General features: G+C 66.3%; 14 protein-coding genes. 10 read left to right on the forward strand and 4 right to left on the reverse strand.

All coding sequences use genetic code 11. From position 1 onward, the window contains the following. Positions 1-112 precede the first annotated feature (112 nt). On the forward strand, positions 113-598 hold the full coding sequence (locus AP428_RS13795; protein ID WP_023476565.1) for a lytic transglycosylase domain-containing protein: 486 nt from the start codon (positions 113-115) through the stop codon (positions 596-598). Between the two features lie 153 nt (positions 599-751). Beyond that, positions 752-2,062, forward strand: a complete 1,311-nt coding sequence (locus tag AP428_RS13800; RefSeq protein WP_054928226.1) for a GTP-binding protein — start codon at positions 752-754, stop codon at positions 2,060-2,062. Between the two features lie 128 nt (positions 2,063-2,190). Here the strand turns inward: AP428_RS13800 and AP428_RS13805 are convergent, their stop codons facing one another. Beyond that, complete coding sequence (locus AP428_RS13805; protein WP_006401505.1) at positions 2,191-2,469, reverse strand: HU family DNA-binding protein; 279 nt, start codon at positions 2,467-2,469, stop codon at positions 2,191-2,193. A 388-nt stretch (positions 2,470-2,857) separates the two neighbouring features. Between AP428_RS13805 and mnmC the strand changes: the two genes are divergently transcribed. From mnmC to AP428_RS13840, 7 genes are all read left to right on the forward strand, one after another. Further along, positions 2,858-4,789, forward strand: coding sequence for a bifunctional tRNA (5-methylaminomethyl-2-thiouridine)(34)-methyltransferase MnmD/FAD-dependent 5-carboxymethylaminomethyl-2-thiouridine(34) oxidoreductase MnmC (gene mnmC / locus AP428_RS13810; RefSeq protein WP_054928204.1), 1,932 nt, complete (start codon positions 2,858-2,860; stop codon positions 4,787-4,789). Between the two features lie 670 nt (positions 4,790-5,459). Further along, the gene (locus tag AP428_RS13815) at positions 5,460-6,674 is read left to right on the forward strand and encodes a cation:proton antiporter (protein ID WP_012327590.1); all 1,215 of its coding nucleotides are present in this window, start codon (positions 5,460-5,462) and stop codon (positions 6,672-6,674) included. A gap of 14 nt (positions 6,675-6,688) precedes the next feature. Then, the gene (locus AP428_RS13820) at positions 6,689-7,804 is read left to right on the forward strand and encodes a YbdK family carboxylate-amine ligase (protein WP_006490006.1); all 1,116 of its coding nucleotides are present in this window, start codon (positions 6,689-6,691) and stop codon (positions 7,802-7,804) included. A 504-nt stretch (positions 7,805-8,308) separates the two neighbouring features. Continuing rightward, on the forward strand, positions 8,309-8,947 hold the full coding sequence (locus AP428_RS13825) for a MarR family winged helix-turn-helix transcriptional regulator (protein WP_006477254.1): 639 nt from the start codon (positions 8,309-8,311) through the stop codon (positions 8,945-8,947). 28 nt (positions 8,948-8,975) lie between these two features. Continuing rightward, positions 8,976-9,686, forward strand: a complete 711-nt coding sequence (locus AP428_RS13830; RefSeq protein WP_027811016.1) for a glutamine amidotransferase — start codon at positions 8,976-8,978, stop codon at positions 9,684-9,686. Positions 9,687-9,913: 227 nt separating this feature from the next. Next, positions 9,914-11,026 (forward strand): NADH:flavin oxidoreductase/NADH oxidase, encoded by a 1,113-nt coding sequence (locus tag AP428_RS13835; RefSeq protein ID WP_054928205.1) that lies wholly within the window; start codon positions 9,914-9,916, stop codon positions 11,024-11,026. A gap of 177 nt (positions 11,027-11,203) precedes the next feature. Then, complete coding sequence (locus AP428_RS13840) at positions 11,204-11,734, forward strand: SET domain-containing protein (RefSeq protein ID WP_027808863.1); 531 nt, start codon at positions 11,204-11,206, stop codon at positions 11,732-11,734. Between the two features lie 157 nt (positions 11,735-11,891). On the opposite strand, the gene AP428_RS13845 is transcribed toward AP428_RS13840, so the two are convergent. Together AP428_RS13845 and AP428_RS13850 are read right to left on the reverse strand one after the other, a co-directional pair. After that, the gene (locus tag AP428_RS13845) at positions 11,892-13,376 is read right to left on the reverse strand and encodes a sensor histidine kinase (RefSeq protein ID WP_006477258.1); all 1,485 of its coding nucleotides are present in this window, start codon (positions 13,374-13,376) and stop codon (positions 11,892-11,894) included. 121 nt (positions 13,377-13,497) lie between these two features. Beyond that, entirely contained in the window at positions 13,498-14,190 is a 693-nt protein-coding gene (locus tag AP428_RS13850; protein ID WP_006401494.1) for a response regulator transcription factor, read from the reverse strand. Between the two features lie 122 nt (positions 14,191-14,312). Between AP428_RS13850 and AP428_RS13855 the strand changes: the two genes are divergently transcribed. Further along, on the forward strand, positions 14,313-14,543 hold the full coding sequence (locus AP428_RS13855) for a DUF3717 domain-containing protein (RefSeq protein WP_006401493.1): 231 nt from the start codon (positions 14,313-14,315) through the stop codon (positions 14,541-14,543). A 99-nt stretch (positions 14,544-14,642) separates the two neighbouring features. Here the strand turns inward: AP428_RS13855 and AP428_RS13860 are convergent, their stop codons facing one another. After that, entirely contained in the window at positions 14,643-15,020 is a 378-nt protein-coding gene (locus tag AP428_RS13860; RefSeq protein WP_011546818.1) for a 4a-hydroxytetrahydrobiopterin dehydratase, read from the reverse strand. Positions 15,021-15,033: the final 13 nt, after the last annotated feature.

The raw sequence follows: 15,033 nt of genomic DNA on the forward strand, positions 1-15,033 counted from the left end.
CTGTCGCAATCTGACGGTCTGCCGGTATGATACGGGCGGCGCGTTTCTCGTCGCACTAATAACAGGCACGGGTTTTCCCGAGCTTCGCGCAATTTCCTTTCGTTTCCGCACGATGAACAGACGGTTCGCTTCGATCGCGTTGATCGCCGCCGGCGCGTGGTTCGCCAGCGGCAACGCACGCGCGGACTGTTTCGACGAAGCGGCCAAATATCAGCAGGTCAATCCGCTGATCCTGCGCGCGATCGCGTGGCAGGAATCGCGCAACCGGCCCGAGGCGCTGAACAAGAACACGAACGGCTCGGTCGACTACGGCCTGATGCAGATCAATTCGATCCACCTGCCGACGCTGTCGCGCTACGGGATCGGCCGCGACACGCTGATGGAGCCGTGCAAGAACGTGTACATCGCCGCGTGGCATCTCAAGCAGAAGATGAACCGCTACGGCAACACCTGGCAGGCAGTCGGCGCCTATCATTCGGAAACGCCGTCGCTGCGCGACAAGTACGCGCGGCAGATCGCCGGCATCCTGACGCAATGGAAGCTGCTGCCGCCCGCGCAGACCACCCAGGCCGCTCAAGCGCCTCAAGCCGCTCAGTGATTCCGCGCCGCGTCGCCGGCTGACGCCGGGCCGGCCGCGCGCGTTTGATGCACAATGCGGGCTGACGCCGCCGTTTCGCCCGTGCGCGGGCCGATCGCGCCCCGGCAGGGCGCCGCGGCCGCTTTTTCATCTCTTCCGTTGGTGCATATCATCATGAATCCGGCAATGAAACAGCCGTTGCCCGTCACCGTGCTGTCCGGTTTCCTCGGCGCCGGCAAGACCACGCTGCTCAACCACGTCCTCGCGAACCGCGCGGGCCTGAAAGTCGCGGTGATCGTCAACGATCTCGCGGCGGTCAACATCGACGCGTCGCTCGTGCGCGATGCGCAGGCGCTGTCGCACGTCGAGGAACGCCTCGTCGAAATGTCGAACGGCTGCATCTGCTGCACGCTGCGCGACGATCTGCTCGTCGAGATCCGCAACCTTGCGTCCGAAGGCCGCTTCGACGCGATCATGATCGAATCGACCGGTATCGCGGAGCCGATGCCGATCGCCGAGACCTTCACGTTCGTCGACGACGACGGCACGTCGTTGTCGGCCATCGCGCGGCTCGACACGCTCGTCACCGTGGTCGACGCGTACAACTTCCTGCGCGACTACGGCTCCGACGACGCGCTCGCGACACGCGGCATCGCCGCGTCGGAAGACGACGACCGCACGCTCGTCGAGCTGCTGATCGAGCAGATCGAATTCTGCGACGTGCTGGTGATCAACAAGGCCGACCTCGTCGGCGCGGACGATCTCGCCCGCCTGCAGCACATCCTCGCGCGCCTCAATCCGCGTGCGCACCAGGTCGTCTCGACGTTCGGCAACGTGCCGCTCGACGAAGTGCTGAACACCGGCCGCTTCGATTTCGACGAAGCCGCGAACGCGCCGGGCTGGCTCGCGTCGCTTGATCACGATCACACGCATTGCGACGACCCGGACTGCCATGACGACCATCATGCGCACGTGCACGGCGAAGCCGACGAATTCGGCATCGGCAATTTTGTTTACCGTGCGCGCCGGCCGTTTCACCCGGCACGGCTCTGGGCGCTGCTGCATCAGGAGTGGCCTGGCGTGCTGCGCAGCAAGGGTTTCTTCTGGCTCGCGACGCGCAACGACATCGCAGGTTCGCTGTCGCAGGCGGGCGGCGTATGCCGGCATGGCCCGGCAGGTTTGTGGTGGGCGGCGCAGGATCGCACGGAATGGCCGGACGACGACGAACTGCTCGCTGAAATCCGCACCGAATGGCTCGGCGATCTCGACGATCGCACGGTCGGCGATCGCCGCCAGGAACTCGTGCTGATCGGCATCGCGCTCGACGCCGATGCGTGGCGCGCGAAACTCGATGCATGCCTGCTGACCGATGCGGAGTTCGCACTCGGCGCGGCGGGATGGGCGGCGTTCGACGATCCGTTCCCGGCGTGGGACGTCGATTCGCACGACGACGATCACGGCGACACGCAGATCGTGCACGCATGATCGCGTGGTAACGGCTTGTAAAATAACCGTTAACTTTTGCAAGAGCGGCGCGAACTGTGGCGAAAATGCCGCGCGCGCCCAACAAAAAACCCGCCGAAAGGCGGGTTTTTCATGGAACAGGCGCGGGTTTAACGCTTGTTGACGGCGTCCTTGAACGCCTTGCCAGCCGTGAACTTGACCGTCTTGGCTGCCGGGATCTTGATGGTTTCGCCCGTCTTCGGGTTGCGGCCCGTACGTGCTGCGCGCTTGCCCGAACCGAAGCTGCCGAAGCCGATCAGCTGAACCGCATCACCCTTCGACACGGCCTTCTTGATGACTTCGAGCAGCGTGTCCAGCGTTTCGCCGGTTTGAGCCTTGCTGGCGCCCGTTTGGGCGGCGACGGCGTCGATCAGTTCCTGTTTGTTCATTAAGGTTCCTTTATCAGGTTAGGTTGACACGAACAGCGCGAACGCGCCGATTATACGTGCGCGAACCGTGCCGTCGAGAGTCAGACTCCGACGACACAGCGCCGAATCCTGGCCCGCGCGACGCGCCCTCCGGCTTGCCGGCGGCCACCCCGCGGTACGGCGTTGCTATGATAGCGCAGCGCAAACCCAATAACGACAAGGGTTTCAAAGATTTTCATCGGTATTTCGCCGAATGAATCGTCGACTGCCCATTTTTTGACCTGCGCCAACCGGACAGGGTCCGCGGCGTGGTCCGCCCGATCGTCGCGCCGTTGCCCCTTTCCAACGGCCGGTTGGACGGCCTCCCGCAATCCCTTGCCAGGCTTGGCTGCCACGTTTTTTGTTTCGCATGCCCGACCGACTTGTTTCCGCCACGCTCGCGCTTCGCGACGACGGCACGCTCGTCTCGCCCGAGTTCGGCGAGCTTCATCGCGGTGCATCCGGCACGCTCGCTCGCGCGCATCGCACGTTCGTCGCGGGCAACGGGCTGCCCGCGCGCTGGCAGCGCCGCCGAACGTTCACGATCGTCACGACCGCGTTCGGCGCGGGCGCCGGCTTCCTCGCGGCCTGGGCCGCGTGGCGCGACGATCCGGCGCGCTGCGAACGGCTGCACGTCGTCGCGATCGAACCGCATCCGTTCTCACGCGACGACCTGCACCGCGCGGTCTCGCATATGGTTGTAGACACAACCATATCGGCAGACGTCGACGCGTTGCTCGATGCCTGGCCGATACTCGTGCCGGGCCTGCATCGGCTCGAATTCGACGCAGGGCGCGTGGTGCTCACGCTCGCGTTCGGCGATGCGATCGACTTGTTGAAGAAGCTCGTCGCGCGTGCCGATGCGTTTTTTCTCGAAGGCGCCGCGGCATCGAGCGACGGGATTCGCGCACTCGCGAAACTCGCCGGCGAACACGCGACGTTTGCGACGCATGCAAAGTCCGACGACGTGAAACACGCGCTCGGCGAAACAGGTTTCACGTTCCGCGAAGTCGACGATCGGCTCGTCGGCGACTATGCGCCGCGCTGGCGCGCGCGCCGGCACGAGCCGCCGCGCGCGCTGCCCGTTGCCGCGCGCCGCGCGATCGTGATCGGCGCGGGTCTCGCCGGCTGCGCGGTCGTCGAACGTCTGGCCGCGCGCGGCTGGGACGTCACGCTGATCGAACGGCACGAACGGATCGCGAGCGAAGCGTCGGGCAATCCGGCCGGTGTGTTCCATCCATTGATGACGCGCGACGACAACGTCGCGAGCCGGCTCACGCGCGGCGGCTTCCTGCACGCGCTCGCCCGCTGGCGCGCCCTCGAACGCGCGGGGCATGCATTCGCACGCAGCACGCACGGGATGCTCCATCTCGCCGAATCGGCCGACGATTTCGCGCGGATGCGCGACGCGTTCGACGCTTTCGGGGCGCCGTCCGACTATGCAACGCTGCTCGATGCCGATGCCGCGCGGGCGCACCTGAATCTGCCGGTCGCGCAGGGCGGCCTGCTGTTTCCGCACGGCGGCGCCGTATGGCCGGCCGGGCTGTGCGCCGCGCAGTATGCGGCGGCCGGCGAGCGCGTGCGGCTGCTGGCGTCCACCTGCGTCGCACGGCTCGAACGGCGGGACGACACCTGGCATGCGCTCGACGATACGGGCGCCACGCTGGCCGATGCGTCCGTCGTCGTGCTCGCGAACGCGGGCGACGCAGCGCGTCTTGCCGGGCTGCGGCATGTCGCGCTGCAACCGGTGCGCGGCCAGCTCACGCTGTTGCCGCCGGGCACGACGGCGCCGCTGCCGTGCCCGGCGATCGGCGACGGTTACGCGGTCCCGCTCGACGACGGCACGCTGCTGATCGGCGCCACCTTCGAACCGGACGACACCGATCCCGCGATGCGCGCGGCCGGCCACGCCGAAAACCTCGATCGCGTGCGGCACCTGCTGCCGGGCCTGATCGGCGCGCTGCCGGATCCCGCCACGCTGCACGGCCGCGTCGCATTCCGCTGGGTCGTCGGCGACCGCCTGCCGCTCATCGGCCCGCTCGCCGACGAAGCGCAGGCCACCGCGAACGCACGCGCGCTGGGCGGTGCGCAGGCGCGCGACCTGCCGCGCATGCCGGGCCTCTACGGCGCATTCGGCTTCGGTTCGCGCGGCCTCGTGTGGGCCGCGCTCGGCGCCGAACTCATCGCCTCGCAACTCGAAGGCGAGCCCTGGCCGCTCGAGCGCGAACTCGCCGACGCCGTCGATCCCGCCCGCTTCCTGATCCGCGCCCTGCGCGCCCGCCGCGTCGGCTCGGCGGGCTGACCTCGCGCGCGCCGCTCACAGTTTCCCGATTTTTCCGCGCAAGGTTATCCACGCGATGCTGTGGATAACCGCGCGGAATCCGCGCGCACTTCGTGTGCAATCACAGTGGACGTAAACTGGGTAACTCTGCACAGCTGTGAAGCGGCCCGAAAGTTGCTCAACTCAAACGCCTGTGAGCGAACAGCCTGTGCAACCGGTTATGGTTTCGCCAACACCTTGATCTTCCAACGTAAACCGGAGTTATCCACAGAACTGTGCGTCCTTTGTTAACTTCTACTACGTATATATACAGGTAAACCTTTGAAACCAAAGACCTGTGGCGCCGCACAGCGCCGCGAGTCGATTCAGTCGGTTCCGGAACGAAAAAGCTGTGGCACAATCGGTTTCCTTCGCGTTCGTTCGGCCAAGCGCCGGACATGCTTCAACGGAACGGTCGGCACGATTTCGAATCTGAATCTTCGAGACTGCGCAGTCCGTTCACACACCAGGCCGACAATCCAGATCGGCAACCTGAACGACGTTCCGCCTTGTGGCGGAACAGGCGGACCCCATGTACCGCCATCGTCGAGCACAACAATCACATTCGGGGCGATACCCAGCCGGCGCGCATCCATTCCTGTCGCTTGACCCCGCGTCGCTGGCGGTTGCTTCCAAAGGAGAAGTCACCACGATGAAGTCGGCGTTCTCATTCCTGCCCAACTGGCCGCTCGCGCCGGATGCCGTGTTCTGGGCCGGGCTCGCGCTGTTCGCAGCCGGCCTGTGCGGCGAGCTGTGCTATCGCGCGTGGCGCTTGCCGCGCATCACCGGCTATGCGGTGATCGGCCTGATCGCCGGTTCGTTCGGATTCGGCGTGATCGACACGAGCACCGACGAAACCTCGCGACTGTTGATGGACGTCGCGCTCGGCCTGCTGCTGTTCGAGCTCGGCAGCCGCCTCGACCTGCGCTGGATCCGGCGCAATCCGTGGCTCGTCGCGTCGAGCCTCGCGGAAGCCACGCTCACCTTCGTGCTCGTGCTGTTCGTGATGCTCGCGCTCGGCGTATCGGGGATGGTCGCCCTCGTGCTGTCGGCGATCGCGATCGCGACGTCGCCGTCGATGGTGATCCAGCTCAAGACCGAACTGCGTGCGGAAGGGCAGGTGTCGCAGCGCCTGATCACGCTCACCGCGCTCAACAGCGTGTATGCGATCGTACTGACCAAGCTCGTGACGAGCTGGCTGCACCAGGAAGCGTACGGCAACGTTTTCGCGACGATCCTGCAGCCGCTCTACCTGCTCGCCGGTTCGTTCATCGTCGCGTATCTGGTCGCGCGTTCGTGCAATTACCTGTTCCGTCACATGACCGCGACGATGCGCGACGAGCATTCGTTCGTCGCGCTGTTCGGGCTCGTGATGCTCGCGATCGCCGTCGCGCAGGCGCTGAAGCTGTCGACGCTGCTCACGCTGCTGCTCGCCGGCATCATCGTGAAGAACCTCGAAGCGCGGCCGCAGCTGTGGCCCGAGCACTTCGGCACGGCCGGCTGGCTGCTGACGGTGGTGCTGTTCGTGCTGACGCTCACGTCGTTCACGTGGGGCGACATCGCGCTCGGCGGGCTGCTCGCGATCGTGCTGATCGTCACGCGGCTCGTCGCGAAGCTGGCCGGCGTCGTCGCGTTCGCGAAGCCGAGCGGCCTCGGGATGAAGCAGGGCGTCGCGCTCGGCATCGCGCTCACGCCGATGTCCGCGCTGTCGTACCTGCTCGTCGACGATACCTACCAGCTCTATCCCAATTTCGACCCGCACCTGCGCGCGATCGTGATGTGCTCGATCGTGATCCTGCAGCTCGTCAGCCCGTTCGTCGTCTATCGCTGCCTGTCGGCGGTCGGCGAACGCAGCGACGGCAACTGATTCCGGAACCTGCCATGGCACTCGAAACCTTCGTCAATTCCGAACCGTTCACGTTCGGCGTCGAACTGGAGATCCAGGTCGTCAACACGCACAACTACGACCTGACCAAAGCGGCATCCGACCTGATGCGCCTGATCCAGGGCGAGACCTTTCCGGGCAACATCACGCCGGAAATCACCGAAAGCATGATCGAACTGTCGACCGGCATCTGCCATTCGCACGAGCAGGCCGTCAGCGAGCTGCATGCGATCCGCGACGTGCTCGTGAAGGCGGCCGACCAGCTCAACGTCGGGCTGGCCGGCGGCGGCACGCATGCGTTCCAGCAATGGAGCGACCGGCAGATCTACGATGCGCCGCGCTTCCAGTACATTTCCGAGCTGTACGGCTATCTCGCCAAGCAGTTCACCGTGTTCGGCCAGCACGTGCACATCGGCTGTCCCGATCCCGATAGCGCGCTGTTCCTGCTGCACTCGATGTCGCGCTTCATTCCGCACTTCATCGCGCTGTCGGCGTCGTCGCCATTCGTGCAGAACGTCGACACGGGCTTCCATTCGGCACGCCTGAATTCGGTGTTCGCGTTCCCGCTGTCGGGCCGCGCGCCGTTCGTGCTCACGTGGGACAGCTTCGAGGAATACTTCACGAAGATGGTGAACACGGGCGTCGTCAACTCGATGAAGGACTTCTACTGGGACATCCGGCCGAAGCCCGGCTACGGCACGATCGAGGTGCGCGTGATGGACACGCCGCTGTCCGTCGATCGCGCGGCGGCGATCGCCTGCTACATCCAGACGCTCGCACGCTACCTGCTGACCGACCGGCCGCTGAAGCTGTCGGAGGACGATTACCTCGTCTACACGTTCAACCGTTTCGAAGCGTGCCGCTTCGGGCTCGAAGGCACCTGCGTGAATCCTCAGACGGGCGAGCGCCGCACGATCGCGGAGGACATCCTCGACACGCTCGACCGGATCGCGCCGCATGCGGCCGCGCTCGGCTCGCGCGCGGCGCTCGACGAGATCGGCGCGCTCGCGAAGGCGCGCGTGAACGACGCATCGTGGTTGAGAACCGTTTTCAAACAGGAAAAATCGCTGAACGAGACGGTCCGGCAGCAGTGCTTACGTTGGCGCGAGTGAAAATATGTTTTGCAGATAGCAGGATCGACCGCATGGCGATTCGCTGAGCGGTAATCGGCGCCGTGTCCCGCCGAAATCGATGCGAGGCGTCCTGAAAATCTGTGGATAACCCGATATTCCACTGCAAAGTCAACGCTCTGCAGGCGGGATAACCGGTGGATCATTCCCATGCGGCCAATGGCCGATTCGAACAGGACAATGCTGGCGCGCCCCGTTTCGCGGGCGCGCGACATTGCACGCACAACAAGAATTTGCGGTTATCCAGCGATTTTCCACAGAATGCAGGGGATAACTTAGCTGTGCGATTTTCCGCTCTCGCTTAGAATGTCGGCTTTGCGGACACCGGAACGACGTGTGTCTCTCCGGTCGCCGCGAACGCGACCGCCGCGTGTGCCTCGCGACGGCCGTGCTGATGCATTCGAATGGGTGCGTCTGTTTTGAGATAGATTCGATCTCCACACTACGGCTGCTCGGCCATCCGGGCGGCGGCAAAGCGAAAAGACTATGAGCGAAGGCGTTTACGGGAACCAGGCTGCGGGACGTGTGACCCACAGCCTGCTGCGGTTGAGCACGGCCATGCGGAGCGAGGCATGGGATTGGGCGGAAGGCGCTGGCCTCACGCCGACGCAGGGCGAGATTCTCGTGCTGTTGCTGCAGCGCAAGGGCCCGATGCGGCTCGGCGAGATCGCGCGCGAGACGCAGCTCACCGCGGCCACCACGAGCGATGCGGTCAGCACGCTCGAGACGAAGGGGCTCGTCGAGAAGCGCCGTGCGCTGGACGACGGCCGGGCACTGGCCGTACGCCTGTCGGCGCGTGGCCGCACGGCCGCGAAGAAGGCGCTGCAATGGCCTGAATTCCTGACGAAAGCGGTCGGCAAGCTCGGCGCGGACGAGCAGGGCACGCTGTATCGCGCGCTGCTGAAGACGCTGCGCGAGCTGCAGGTGGCCGGCGCGACGCCGCCGCAACGCATGTGTCTCACGTGCACGCATTTCCAGCCGAGCAAGCCGTCGAAGAAGACCGTGCATCACTGCGCGGTGCTCGACATCGCGATGTCGGACAGCGATCTGCGTCTCGACTGCTCGGTGCAGGAAGAAGCCGACGCGGCGACGCAGAAGAAGACCTGGAAGATTTTCGCAGGCTGACGTCCGTCGATCGACCGGGAGGCCGATGATGAACGCTGAAGTCGTGGCGATCCGCCACGTGCATTTCGAGGATCTCGGGAGCTTCGAGCAGGTGCTCGGCGAACGCGGTCGGCGGGTGCGCTATGTCGATGTCGGATCGTCGCGGGTCGAGGTGCTCGACGTGCTCGAGCCGTCGCTGCTCGTCGTGCTCGGCGGGCCGCTCAGCGTGTACGACGACGCGCAGTATCCGACGATCGCGCCGCTCCTGGCGCTCGTGCGCCAGCGCATCGACGCGGGGCTCCCGATCCTCGGCATCTGCCTCGGCGCGCAGTTCATCGCACGGGCGCTCGGAGCGCGCGTCTACCCGGCCGCGCAGCATGAACTCGGCTGGGCGCCGCTGACGCTCACCGACGCCGGCCGCGCATCGCCGCTGCGTCATCTCGACGGCGCGACGACGTCGATGCTGCACTGGCACGGCGATACGTTCGACCTGCCTGGCGGTGCGATCCATCTCGCATCGACGCCGGCCTGCCGCCACCAGGCCTTCGCGTGGGGGCAGCACGTGCTGGCGCTGCAATGTCATCCCGAAATCCGTACCGATCGCTTCGAACCGTGGCTGATCGCGAATGCCGGCGAAATCGCGGCGACGCCAGGCGTCGACGCGCGCCAGTTGCGGGCCGATACCGTTCGGCACGGCCCCGCGCTCGAGACGGCCGCCCGGCACATGTTCGCGGAGTGGCTCGGCAGCGTCGGGCTCTGACGTCGCGGGCGGCTGCGGTCACTGCAAAGGCTTGAGCCGGCCTGGATCCGTTACGGGCCGACGCCTCGCCGTCGCCGTACGTCGCGCATTCCGCTCATTCCGCGCCTCGCCGGCATCCAGCCGGCGCCGTACCTGACCATCCGCTTACTGCCGATGGCGCCGTCTGCACGCTTCCAGCCTGCGTGCTACGCTCGTCCGCTCTTTCTCTTTCCTGGCGAGTGGCTTCCATGACTGCGCTGTTTTCCCCGTTCACGCTGCGCGGGGTGACCCTTCCGAACCGGATCGTGATTTCCCCGATGTGCCAGTACTCGGCCGAACGCGGCGAAGCGACCGACTGGCACATGATTCACCTCGGCCATCTCGCGCTGTCGGGCGCGGGGCTGCTGTGTATCGAAGCGACCGCGGTGGAACCCGACGGGCGCATCACGCATGGCGACCTCGGCCTGTGGGACGACGTGACCGAAGCGGCGCTGAAGCCGGTGCTGGCCGCGATCCGCAAGCATTCGCCGATCCGCGTCGCGATGCAGCTGTCGCACGCGGGCCGCAAGGCGTCGAGCGCGGCGCCGTGGGAGGGCGGCCAGCTCGTGCCGGTCGCCGACGGCGGCTGGCTGCCGCACGGGCCGTCGGCCGTGCCGCACAAGGACGGCGAGACGCCGCCGCTCGCGCTCGATGCGGCGGGCCTGAACCGCATTCGCGAAGCCTTCGCCGCATCGGCCAGGCGTGCCGCACGGCTCGGCATCGATGCGATCGAAGTGCACGCGGCGCACGGCTACCTGCTGCATCAGTTCCTGTCGCCGCTCGCGAACCGGCGCACCGACGAATACGGCGGCTCGCGCGAAAACCGGATGCGATTTCCGCTCGAGATCTTCGAGATCGTGCGCGCCGCGTTTCCGGAAGACCGGCCGGTCGGCGTGCGCGTGTCCGCGACCGACTGGGTCGAAGGCGGCTGGGAACTCGACGATACGATCGCGTTCGCACATGAACTGAAGCGCTGCGGCTGTGACTGGATCGACGTGTCGTCCGGCGGCGTGTCGCCGCTGCAGAAGATTCCGCTGTCGCCCGGCTACCAGGTGCCGTTCGCGCAGGCCGTGAAGCGGGCGGTCGGCATGCCGACGATCGCGGTCGGCCTGATCAACGAACCCGCGCACGCGAACCGGCTGATCGAGGCCGGCGACGCCGACTTCGTCGCGATGGCGCGCGCGATGCTGTACGACCCGCGCTGGCCGTGGCACGCGGCGGCCGAACTCGGTGCGCAGGTGACGGCGCCGCCGCAGTACTGGCGCTCGCAACCGCGCGAGCACAAGGCGCTGTTCGGCGACGTCTCGTTCGGCCAGCGCTGAGCACATCGCGCAATATTGCGCGCGATGTTGAACGAAGCAATCGTGAACGTGTAGGATGCGGATGATTCGCCGCATGCCCCGACGCGGCACCGACCGGTGCCGCGTTTTCGTTTTGCGCGGCGCCCGGCCGCGATCGCGGCCGCTTCCATTCAAGTCGTCTTCACAAGGATTGGTTCGATGAGTTCACGCAGGATCGCGGTGCGCCGCTCGGGAGTACACGGCAAAGGCGTGTTCGCCGTGGCGCCGATCAAGGCCGGCGAGCGCGTAGTGGAATACAAGGGCGAGCGAATCTCGTGGAAGGAAGCGCTGCGCCGCCATCCGCACGACCCGAGCGAGCCGAACCATACGTTCTACTTCGCACTGGACGAAGGCGGCGTGATCGACGGCAAGATCGACGGCAACAGCGCGCGCTGGATCAACCATTCGTGCGCGCCGAACTGCGAAGCCGAGGAAGTCAAAGGCCGCGTGTACATCCACGCGCTGCGCGACATCGGGCCGGAAGAGGAGCTGTTCTACGACTACGGCCTCGTGATCGACGCGAAGCTGACGAAGAAGCTCAAGCGCGAATACGCGTGCCACTGCGGGGCGGAGTCGTGCCGCGGCACGTTGCTCGCGACGTCCGACGAAGGCGGGAAGAAGAAAAAGAAGAAGGACAAGAAGGACGGCAAGCCGGCGTCCGGTTCGAAGGACAAGAAGAGCAAGAAGTGATGCAGGCGGCAGCGCATCGCGCGCTGCCGCTGTCGTTTCAGTCGACGGTTGGTTGGCGCGTCGTCGCGGCGCGTCATCTGCTTTCCGTCTTTCCGTTCCTGTTCCGGCGGGCGGCCCGGTCGACGGGCCAACCGTTGCCCGCCGACAATCGCGCTGCTCAGTGCGTCGGCGCCACAGCCGGCGTTTCGCTGGCCGGCTGCGCCGTATGCGCAGCGAGCGGCACCCTCACCACGAAGCGCGAGCCGCCTTCCGATGCATCCTCGTACGACACGGTGCCGCCATGCATCGCGATGATGTCGTGCACGATCGCGAGCCCGAGCCCGGCGCCCGTCTCGACGCCATTGCCGCTTTGCGCATCGCCGCGGAAGAAGCGCTTGAACAGGTCGGCCTGCTGGTTCGCGGGCACGCCGGGGCCGTTGTCCTCGACTACGATCTCGGCGGCCGGCTGGCTGCCCTCGAGCGAGGCGCGCGCGACGTTCACCGTGATTCGCGCGCCGTCCGGCCGCGCGAGCGGCACGTACTTCAGCGCATTGTCGAGCAGGTTCGCGATCACCTCGCGCAGCAGCACGGGGTTGCCGCGCACGATCAGCTTCTCGTCGTCGCCCGGATCGTCACTGCGCTGGAAGCCGAGGTCGACATGCGACGCGAGCGCGCGCGGCACCCATTCGGCGCCCGTCTCGAACGCCATCGCCGCGAGATCGACGTCGACGAAGCGCGCGGCCTGCTCGCCCGGCTCGGCCCGCGCGAGCGACAGCAACTGGTTGGACAGCCGCACCGCCCGGTCGGCCGCTGCGCGCAGCTCGCGCACCGCGGCGAAGGTCTGGTGCGGGTCGCGCGCGACGGCCGCCTGCTCGGCATGCAGCTTCACCGCGGTGAGCGGCGTGCGCAACTGGTGCGCGGCATCGGCGATGAACTTGCGCTGCGCGTCGAGCGCGGTCTTGAGGCGGCCGAGCAGCGCGTTCATCGCGCTCGTCAGCGGCCGGATCTCCAGCGGCACGTCGGTTTCGTCGACCGGCTCCAGCGACGTGTGGGTCTGCCGGTTCAGCGAATCGGCGAGATGCGTGAGCGGGCCCAGCTGTTGGTTCACCACGCGCCACACGATGCCCCAGCCGGCGAGCAGCAGCAGCAGCAGCGGCATCATGATCGCGACGAGGAATTCGGCCGCGATCCGGTAGCGGTGCCGCACCGGCTGCGCGACTTCGACGACCATCGGCTTGCCGCCCTCGACGTCGTCGACGCGCACCTGCGCGACCCGCACCGCGCGGTTGTCGTACTCGGCCTCGAACACGTACGCGTGGTGCATGCGGCGCACGTTGATGCCCTGCAGCGGCAGCTTCGGGTCGCCGGCGAGCTCCTGCTCGCCATCGCTGATCCGGTAGATCAGCGCTTCGGCCGGATCGGAGAACATCGCCTGCGCGAGCGGCGGCACCGTGAACGGTGCGTCGGGGCCGGCGATCTGGATCTGTTTGGAGATGGCGGTCGCGAGATCGGCGAGCGAGCGGTCGATCACGTGCTGCGTGTATTGCCACGCGAGCCAGTAGGCGATCAGGCCGCTCATCAGCGCGAGCATCGACAGCGGGGCGGCGAGGCGCCGGAGCAGCGAACGGCGCAGGCTGGTGGTCACAGCCGGATCAGGAGACATTTCGACGGGCAAATGGATAAGCGCCGCTCACGGGGAGCGGCGCGGTCGTGCGCCGGGCGGCGACGCGGAAGCCGTACGCATGCGCGTCGGCGGCACGCGGCCGGCCGGCGCGCGGCGTCGCTCAGACGCTCGCCGTCTGGCGGATTTCCTGCAGCAGGTAGCCGAAGCCGCGCACCGTGACGATTTCGACCCGGCATTGCTCGAGTTTCTTGCGCACGCGGTGCACGTAGACTTCGATCGCGGTGTCGCCAAGATCGCCGCCGAAGTGCGTGAGGTGATCCTGCAACTGGGCCTTGCTGACGACGCGGCCGTGACGCAGCAGCAGCATTTCCAGCACCGCGAATTCGCGCGGCGACAGTTCGAGCGGCTTGTCGTCGTTGAAGATGCGGCGGTCGACGCCCGACAGGCGGACGCCGCCGAGCGACACTTCCGGACGCGGCATGTCGCTGTGCGGGCCGCTGCGGCGCATCACCGCGCGGATGCGCGCTTCGAGTTCGGCCGGCTCGAACGGCTTGAGCATGTAGTCGTCGGCGCCGGAGTTCAGGCCCTGGATCCGGTCGTTCAGCTCGTCGCGCGCGGTCAGCACGATCACGGGCGTGTGGCGGTTGGTCTGGCGGAAGCGCGTGAGCAGCGTCATCCCGTCGATGCCCGGCAGGCCGAGGTCGAGGATCACGAGTTCGTGGCGGTTCTGTGCCAGCGCCTGTTCGGCAAAAATGCCGTCATGCACCATGTCGACGGTGAAGCCAGCCTGTTCGAGGCTGCTCTGGATACCGCGTGCGATGGGGCGGTCGTCTTCGATCAGAAGGAGTCGCATGAAGTTCGCTCAAGTACAATGGGTTGGCGGTTCAGGCACGCGGACAGCACGAAGCCGTTTCCACAGGGACGCCGCATCGCCTGACATCAAGCATGGCGGCCAGCGAACGATTAAATCCAATCATGTCCGATATTTCGATCCACGACCTCGAAGCCGCGATCAATTTCTGGCGCGCCCGCTCGCCGTCGAGCGGCGACGAACTCAAACTCTGCGAAGAGGCCAGCGCGCTCTCCAAGCCGTATGCGCTGCTGATTGTACAGCGCGAAAGCGCGCTGCAACTGGAAGGATTGGACCCCAAGGCGCGGAAAGCGTACGAGACTTACGTGCGCCTTAAGGATGGCTTGGAAAGCTGAAGGCTTTCGCTGAGTACATCCTAGAAAACGTTCAGCGAAATGAAAAGTTGACGCGCCGCGCACGGAAAGATGCGCGGCGGTAGAGGCAGGACTCGGGATTCAGGCGCCCGGTTGCGCGTGCGCGGCGGCGCCGTCGATGAACCGCGCGAGTTCGATGTCGCGTTCGGTCAGGCCGTCGGCGTCGTGAGTCGACAGCGTGATGTCGACACGGTTGTACACGTTGAACCATTCCGGATGGTGGTTCATCTCCTGCGCCTTGATCGCGACGCGCGTCATGAAGCCGAACGCTTCGTTGAAATCGGCGAAGCGCAGGCGGCGCTGGATCGCGTCGCGGCCCGGCACGGCCGTCCAGTGCGGCAGGCCTTCGAGCCGGGTCTTGCGTTCTTCGGATGTGAGCTTGTGGATCATCTTGCACCTCTCGTTCGGTAACGGCGCCCACGCGCGGCTGCACCGCGCGGCGAGGCCGGCATCGTTCATTGTTTCATAGTTG

Origin of the sequence: Burkholderia sp. E168m22 (assembly GCF_001319805.1) — a bacterium.
Taxonomy (GTDB): domain Bacteria; phylum Pseudomonadota; class Gammaproteobacteria; order Burkholderiales; family Burkholderiaceae; genus Burkholderia; species Burkholderia orbicola.

Excerpts from the sequence above, each read along its gene's own strand:
- AP428_RS13795 (WP_023476565.1), top strand. The coding sequence starts at position 113 with ATGAACAGACGGTTCGCTTCGATCGCGTTGATCGCCGCCGGCGCGTGG.
- AP428_RS13800 (WP_054928226.1), top strand. The coding sequence starts at position 752 with ATGAATCCGGCAATGAAACAGCCGTTGCCCGTCACCGTGCTGTCCGGT.
- AP428_RS13805 (WP_006401505.1), bottom strand. The coding sequence starts at position 2,469 with ATGAACAAACAGGAACTGATCGACGCCGTCGCCGCCCAAACGGGCGCC.
- mnmC (WP_054928204.1), top strand. The coding sequence starts at position 2,858 with ATGCCCGACCGACTTGTTTCCGCCACGCTCGCGCTTCGCGACGACGGC.
- AP428_RS13815 (WP_012327590.1), top strand. The coding sequence starts at position 5,460 with ATGAAGTCGGCGTTCTCATTCCTGCCCAACTGGCCGCTCGCGCCGGAT.
- AP428_RS13820 (WP_006490006.1), top strand. The coding sequence starts at position 6,689 with ATGGCACTCGAAACCTTCGTCAATTCCGAACCGTTCACGTTCGGCGTC.
- AP428_RS13825 (WP_006477254.1), top strand. The coding sequence starts at position 8,309 with ATGAGCGAAGGCGTTTACGGGAACCAGGCTGCGGGACGTGTGACCCAC.
- AP428_RS13830 (WP_027811016.1), top strand. The coding sequence starts at position 8,976 with ATGAACGCTGAAGTCGTGGCGATCCGCCACGTGCATTTCGAGGATCTC.
- AP428_RS13835 (WP_054928205.1), top strand. The coding sequence starts at position 9,914 with ATGACTGCGCTGTTTTCCCCGTTCACGCTGCGCGGGGTGACCCTTCCG.
- AP428_RS13840 (WP_027808863.1), top strand. The coding sequence starts at position 11,204 with ATGAGTTCACGCAGGATCGCGGTGCGCCGCTCGGGAGTACACGGCAAA.
- AP428_RS13845 (WP_006477258.1), bottom strand. The coding sequence starts at position 13,376 with ATGTCTCCTGATCCGGCTGTGACCACCAGCCTGCGCCGTTCGCTGCTC.
- AP428_RS13850 (WP_006401494.1), bottom strand. The coding sequence starts at position 14,190 with ATGCGACTCCTTCTGATCGAAGACGACCGCCCCATCGCACGCGGTATC.
- AP428_RS13855 (WP_006401493.1), top strand. The coding sequence starts at position 14,313 with ATGTCCGATATTTCGATCCACGACCTCGAAGCCGCGATCAATTTCTGG.
- AP428_RS13860 (WP_011546818.1), bottom strand. The coding sequence starts at position 15,020 with ATGAACGATGCCGGCCTCGCCGCGCGGTGCAGCCGCGCGTGGGCGCCG.